Source organism: Streptomyces sp. NPDC047982, assembly GCF_043204165.1.
In the GTDB taxonomy this organism is placed as follows: Bacteria; Actinomycetota; Actinomycetes; order Streptomycetales; family Streptomycetaceae; genus Streptomyces.
In genome coordinates this window covers 313,664-319,663 of the sequence record NZ_JBIDBS010000007.1, presented here as the reverse complement: position 1 = coordinate 319,663, position 6,000 = coordinate 313,664, and the positions used below count along the sequence as shown (strand labels likewise).

At 72.6% G+C, this 6,000-nt stretch carries 5 protein-coding genes; 1 reads left to right on the top strand and 4 read right to left on the bottom strand.

Annotated elements, in window-relative coordinates:
• The 4 genes from ccrA to ACGF2V_RS12055 form a co-directional block, all read right to left on the bottom strand.
• On the bottom strand, positions 1-872 hold an 872-nt coding region (gene ccrA, locus ACGF2V_RS12070; RefSeq protein WP_392911753.1), incomplete at its 3' end, for a crotonyl-CoA carboxylase/reductase.
• A gap of 377 nt (positions 873-1,249) precedes the next feature.
• The gene (locus tag ACGF2V_RS12065) at positions 1,250-2,044 is read right to left on the bottom strand and encodes a GNAT family N-acetyltransferase (RefSeq protein ID WP_362706573.1); all 795 of its coding nucleotides are present in this window, start codon (positions 2,042-2,044) and stop codon (positions 1,250-1,252) included.
• Positions 2,045-2,159: 115 nt separating this feature from the next.
• Positions 2,160-2,975 carry a TetR family transcriptional regulator gene (locus tag ACGF2V_RS12060; RefSeq protein ID WP_362706570.1) on the bottom strand — a complete coding sequence of 272 codons (816 nt, stop codon included), beginning with the start codon at positions 2,973-2,975 and terminating at the stop codon, positions 2,160-2,162.
• Positions 2,976-3,105: 130 nt separating this feature from the next.
• Positions 3,106-4,887: a 3-hydroxybutyryl-CoA dehydrogenase gene (locus ACGF2V_RS12055; RefSeq protein ID WP_362623658.1), complete on the bottom strand. Its 1,782-nt coding sequence runs from the start codon at positions 4,885-4,887 to the stop codon at positions 3,106-3,108.
• A 382-nt stretch (positions 4,888-5,269) separates the two neighbouring features.
• Here ACGF2V_RS12055 and ACGF2V_RS12050 point away from each other — a divergent pair, with 382 nt between their 5' ends.
• On the top strand, positions 5,270-5,851 hold the full coding sequence (locus ACGF2V_RS12050; protein WP_362706568.1) for an adenylosuccinate lyase: 582 nt from the start codon (positions 5,270-5,272) through the stop codon (positions 5,849-5,851).
• The last annotated feature ends 149 nt before the right edge of the window (positions 5,852-6,000 follow it).

The following is a 6,000-nucleotide window of genomic DNA, read 5'->3' as shown; positions in this document are numbered from 1 at the left end:
AACCGGTAGCCCTCGGCGCTGCGGTCGATGATCGCGGTCGCGCCCATCCGCCGGCAGATGTCCGCCTTCTGTTCGCTGGAGACGACACAGATCGGGTTGGCGCCGCCCGCCAGGGCGAACTGCGTGGCGTAGGAACCGAGTCCGCCGCTGGCGCCCCAGATCAGCACGTTGTCGCCCTGCTTCATGCCCGCGCCGTTGCGCGAGACGAGCTGCCGGTACGCGGTGGAGTTCACCAGCCCCGGCGCCGCGGCCTCTTCCCAGCTGAGGTGGCGGGGCTTCGGCATGAGCTGGTTGGACTTGACCAGCGCGATCTCGGCCAGACCGCCGAAGTTGGTCTCGAAGCCCCAGATGCGCTGCTCGGGGTCGAGCATCGTGTCGTTGTGGCCGTCCGAGGACTCCAGTTCGACGGAGAGGCAGTGCGCCACGACCTCGTCGCCCGGCTGCCAGGCGTTGACGCCGGGCCCGGTGCGCAGGACGACACCGGCGAGGTCCGAGCCGATGACGTGATACGGCAGGTCGTGGCGCCGGGTGAGCTCGCTGAGCCGTCCGTAGCGCTCCAGGAAGCCGAACGTGGGCAGCGGTTCGAAGATCGAGGTCCAGACGGAGTTGTAGTTGACCGAGCTGGCCATGACGGCGACGAGGGCCTCGCCGGGCCCGAGTTCGGGCACCGGCACGTCGTCCAGGTGCAGCGAAGCGCGGGGGTCCTTGTCGCGGGTGGCGAGTCCGGCGAACATCTCCGTCTCGTCCTTGTGCACGGTCACCGCGCGGTACGACTCGGGGACGGGCAGGGCCGCGAACTCGGCCGCCCGGTCCGCGGCAAAACCGCCTGACGATTCCTCCTGCGCTTGGATGGCGTCCAGGATTTCCTTCACGGTGTGCCTCCGGCGGATGGGTCGCTCGGGGAACGCCGGAGCGTTCCCGCGAGCGGAGGGCGAGCTGAGGTGTGGAGGTGGTGCCGTCGGTTCGGCCGGTGGTGCTGGGGCCTGCTCTGTGGAGCAGAAGGCTGTGCCTGTGACGCAGGCGTCCGGGCGCGCGGGCGAGGAGCCCGCTGGGACAGCCGGCGTACGCGAGGTTCCGGTACGCCGACCACCCGGACAACTTCAACGTATGGCACTCCGTGACAGGTGGCAAGGCACTCGGTGCCAACAATTTCTCTCACTTGTCATCCGCCGGGCACGCATGAGCGGCATGGGGGACGGTTCGCGTGGATATGCCCGGCGGATGATCGATCATTGAGCGCGGTAGAGGATCAACGAGCGCGGTAGAGGTACGGAGTCGTAGTGGTCAGGGCCAGGAAACCGAGGCGTTCCAGGATCGGGCGGCTCTGGGCGGAGGCGTCGACCTGGAGGAAGTCGTAGCCGCGTTCCGCCGCGATCCCGGCGCGATGGGCGACCAGCGCCCGGTAGACGCCCCTGCCACGCCACTCCGGGGCCGTACCGCCGCCCCACAGCCCGGCGAAGCGGGTGCCCGGGTACAGCTCCATCCGGGCCGAGCTCACCGGCTCGTCACCCGCCATGGCGAGGACGGCGACGATGTGGTCGGGGTCCGCGGCCAGCCTGGTCAGCACCAGGTGCCGCAGCCGCGACCCGTCCGTGCCGAACGCCCGCTCATGGGCGCGGACCATCAGCTCCACGTCGTCCGCGTCCCGCACGGGGCGAAGCCGAACACCCTCCGCAAGCTCCACCGCCGTCGGGAGGTCCGCGACGGGGGCGACCATCAGGGTCTCCGGCTCGTCCGCCTCGAAACCGGCCGCGAGCAGCCGTTTCGCGAGGTCCGCCGGCCGGTCGTGCGCGTAGAGCTTCCACTCGAACTCGTCGAGCCCGGACGCCGCGCAGTGCGCCACCTGCGCGGCGATCGCGGCGTCCGCCCGGCGGGCGTCGAGGTCCGGGGCGGACCAGACGACAGTGCCCCAGCCCCCGGCCGGGTCGGTCATCCGTACGACGTCACCGGTGCGCTCGACCCGGACACCGGGGCCGTCGGGGTGGGCGTGCTCACGCACCTCGCGGTCGAAAAGGGTCAGAAGTGCGTCACGATCATGAGTCATCCGCACACCACAGCACCGGGACACGGGGGCGGCAACCGGATTCCGCGGAGCCCAGGGGCGGGGCTGAGGGGGGCGGGCCCGGCGCCCGGGCCCCGCCCTCGCGCCAACGGCCTGCTCAGCCGTCCTGGAGCGCCTGCTGGATCGTGCGCATGACCTCGTCGAGGGGCGCGTCCGTCCGCGCCACCGCCACCAGCACCTCGCCCTCGGACGCCACCGAGGCGGCGGGCCGGGCCGCCGCCTCGCCACCGGTGATCCGGCCCGCCCCGATGCCCGTGCCGAACGTCCTGCGGACGATCGCGAAGGCGTGGTCGAGCTGGGCCTCCACATCGCCCTCGCCACCCGCCCGCAGCCAGCGCCGCAGCACATGGTTGTGCGCGGTGACGACCGCGGACGCCGCCACCTCGGCGAGCAACGGGTCGTCGTTGCCGGCCTCGTGGTCGCGCTCGTCGAAATGACCCAGAAGATAGCGCGTGAACAGCCGCTCGTAGCGGGCCACCGAGGCGATCTCGGCCTCGCGCAGGGTGGGGACCTCACGGGTCAGCTTGTAACGGGCCACGGAAACAGCGGGCTTGGCCGCGTACATCTTCATGACCTCCTTGATGCCGCGGCAGACGGTGTCGAGCGGGTGCTCGTGCGCGGGGGCGGCGTTGAGGACGGCCTCGGCCCTGACGAGGGTGTCGTCGTGGTCCGGGAAGATGGCCTCTTCCTTGGAGCGGAAGTGCCGGAAGAAGGTGCGCCGGGCGACTCCCGCGGCGCCGGCGATCTCGTCGACCGTCGTGGCCTCGTACCCCTTCGTCGCGAAGAGTTCCATCGCCGCGGCTGCCAGTTCGCGGCGCATTTTGAGCCGTTGGGCGGCGGCGCGAGTACCGGTGGCGCTTTCCTGCGGGTCGGGCGCGGCGGAGACACGGGGGGACCTGGCGGGCTGGGACATGGTGTGAACGTACTGCATCGCCGCGGGTGAGGACGCCCGAGGGGCCGGGCCGCCCGACGGATCGCGCGGCGGCGGGCCACCCGGCGGATCGAGCAGCCCGCCCCATCCGGCCCCCGGCGCCGGGGGCCGTTCAGCGTCGGGCATGTTCGCGGAAGCCACGCCCCGTCTTGCGGCCGAGGCAGCCCGCGGCCACCAGATGTTCGAGCAGCGGCGCCGGTGCCAGTCCCGGGTCGCGGAACTCGTCGTGCAGCACCTTCTCGATCGCGAGCGACACGTCCAGCCCGACGACGTCCAGGAGTTCGAACGGCCCCATCGGGTAGCCGCCGCCCAGTTTCATCGCGGCGTCGATGTCGTCGAGGCTCGCGTAGTGCTCCTCGACCATCTTGATCGCGTTGTTGAGGTACGGGAACAACAGCGCGTTCACGATGAACCCGGCCCGGTCCCCGCAGTCCACCGGGTGCTTGCGGATCGCGCCGCACACCTCGTGGACGGTGGCGTGGACGTCGTCCGCGGTGAGCACCGTGCGGACGACCTCGACCAGCTTCATCGCCGGTGCCGGGTTGAAGAAGTGCATGCCGACGACGTCCTGCGGACGCGAGGTGGCCCGCGCGATCGCCACGACCGGCAGCGAGGAGGTGGTGGTGGCGAGCACCGCGCCCGGCCTGCAGACCTTGTCCAGCGTCGTGAACAGTTGCTGCTTGACCGCCAGGTCCTCGGCGACCGCCTCGACCGCGAGATCGACCTCGGCGAGGGCGTCGGGCGTGCCCGCCGGGGTGATCCGGGCCAGTGCCTCGTCCCGCGCCTCGGCGGTCAGCCGCCCCTTGGCCACGGAACGCTCCAGCGACGTGGCGATCCGGGCCTTCGCCGCGTCCGCCTTCTCCTGCCCGCGGGCGACGAGCACCACGTCGTGACCGGCCTTCGCGAAGACCTCGGCGATCCCCGAGGCCATCGTGCCCGAGCCCGCGACGCCCACCGACCGCACCGGCCGCCCCACGACCGGCGACGCGTCCCCGCGCGGGGTCAGCGCGTCCGGCACCACCGTCCGGCTGCCGGGCTCCGCGTACGTGTAGAAGCCGCGCCCCGCCTTGCGGCCGGTCAGCCCCGCCTCGCTGAGCTGGCGGAGGATCGGCGCCGGGGCGTGCAGCCGGTCGTGCGACGAGGAGTACATGGCCTCCAGGACCGTGCGCGCGGTGTCGATCCCGATCAGGTCGAGGAGGGTGAGCGGGCCCATCGGCAGTCCGCAGCCCAGCCTCATCGCCGCGTCGATGTCCTCGCGGGAGGCGTAGTTCGCCTCGTACATCGCGGCGGCCTGGTTGAGGTAGCCGAACAGCAGCCCGTCGGCGACGAAGCCGGGCCGGTCGCCGACCGCGACCGGCTCCTTGCCCAGGCTGCGGGCGAGCGCGGTGACCGCCTCGACCGCCGGGGGTGCGGTCAGCACCGAGGAGACCACCTCGACCAGCTTCATCGCCGGGGCGGGGTTGAAGAAGTGCAGCCCGAGCACGCGCTCGGGGCGCAGCGACTCGGCGGCCAGCCGTGTCACCGACAGGGCGTTGGTCCCGGTGGCCAGGATCGCGGTCGGGGAGACGATCGCGTCGAGCTCCCGGAACACCTGCTGCTTGATCTCGTACGACTCCGGGACGACCTCGACGACCAGCTCCGCGTCCGCGGCGGCGCGCAGATCGTCGTGGGTGCGGAAGCGGTCGAGGACCCGGCTCCGTTCGCGCTCCGTCATCCGGTCGCGCCGCACGGCGCGCTCGGTCGCGGCCTCCAGCGAGGCGACCGCCCGACGGGTCGCGGCCCCGTCGATGTCGATACCGATGACCTCGTGACCGGCACGGGCGAGGACCTCGGCGATGCCGGTGCCCATGGTGCCGAGGCCGACGACGGCAATGGTGCTGAGCGGGGTGTCCATCACGGGACTCCAGAGGGTGAGTGACGACGGTGAGAACGCGCAGGGCGCACGGAAGGAGACCGGCGCGAGGTGTGCGCGCAGGAGGAACCGGCGCGGGGGCGCCACGGCGATTGCGTGTCGTGGTACTCGGTCCGGGGGCGACGGGCACGCCCGGACCGGAAGGGCGACGGACTCTGTCCCGGAGTCGCGTCTCACGAAGCTGCCGAACCGACGAGCACTCCGGATGGCTGCGTCACCAGGCCACCGGAGCCGGCGGGATCGTGTCCCGCTCATATGAGATTAACTCGCTGGTAACGAGCGCGCCAGACCCGGGCCGTCGTGCGTCACATCACACGTGTCCGGCCTGTCGATGCGCAGAGTGCTCGCCGATACGCTGGCCGTCATGGACGAGGAGTACCGGTCGCTGACGGACCGGCTGGCGGACGAGGCGGACGCGGCGGGGGAGCCGGACGCGTTCCGCCGGATGGTCGCCACCGATGACGACGAGGAGCTGGCCCGCGTCCTCGTGGAACGCGAACGCCCGCTCTGGGCGCGGGAGATCGCCGCGTTCCGGCTCGGCTGCGCCGGGGACCGGCGGGCGTTCGAGACGCTGGTCCTGCTGCTCAACCACCGCGACCCGGAGCGCTGCGTCTGCGCCGCTCACGCCCTGGCGCGTCTCGGCGACCCCCGCACCCCGCGCGCGGCCGCCGCCCTCGCGACCAACTCCCTGCGCACCGCGTACGCCCTTCACCCGGTACGGCTGCTCACCGCACTGCGGGCACCGGAGTCCGTACCCGCGCTGATGACCACGCTGGAGCGCCTCCTGGCCCCCGGTGATCCGCACTGGCGGGTGGCGCTCGCCTGCGTGGAGGGGCTCGGGCAGTTGGCGGACGAACGCGCCCGCCCGCTCCTGGAGGCGGCCCTGCCGTACCCGAGACTGGGCGGCGCCGCACGCGAGGCGCTGGAGCGGCTGCGGGCGGGCTGAGCGCGCGGACGCACGGTGCGCGGGGTCGGTCGTACGGGGCGTGCGGGGCCGGGCGTACGGGATGCGCGAAGCGGGCGGACGCACGGTGCGCGGGCATGTGCGGGCGTGCGCCGCGCGTGGCGCGCGGGTGTACGGTGCGCGGTCGTGGG

What these genes read in the sequence shown, in the direction of transcription:
- ACGF2V_RS12050 (WP_362706568.1), top strand. Translation starts at nt 5,270, where the DNA reads ATGGACGAGGAGTACCGGTCGCTGACGGACCGGCTGGCGGACGAGGCG.
- ACGF2V_RS12060 (WP_362706570.1), bottom strand. Translation starts at nt 2,975, where the DNA reads ATGTCCCAGCCCGCCAGGTCCCCCCGTGTCTCCGCCGCGCCCGACCCG.
- ACGF2V_RS12055 (WP_362623658.1), bottom strand. Translation starts at nt 4,887, where the DNA reads ATGGACACCCCGCTCAGCACCATTGCCGTCGTCGGCCTCGGCACCATG.
- ACGF2V_RS12065 (WP_362706573.1), bottom strand. Translation starts at nt 2,044, where the DNA reads ATGACTCATGATCGTGACGCACTTCTGACCCTTTTCGACCGCGAGGTG.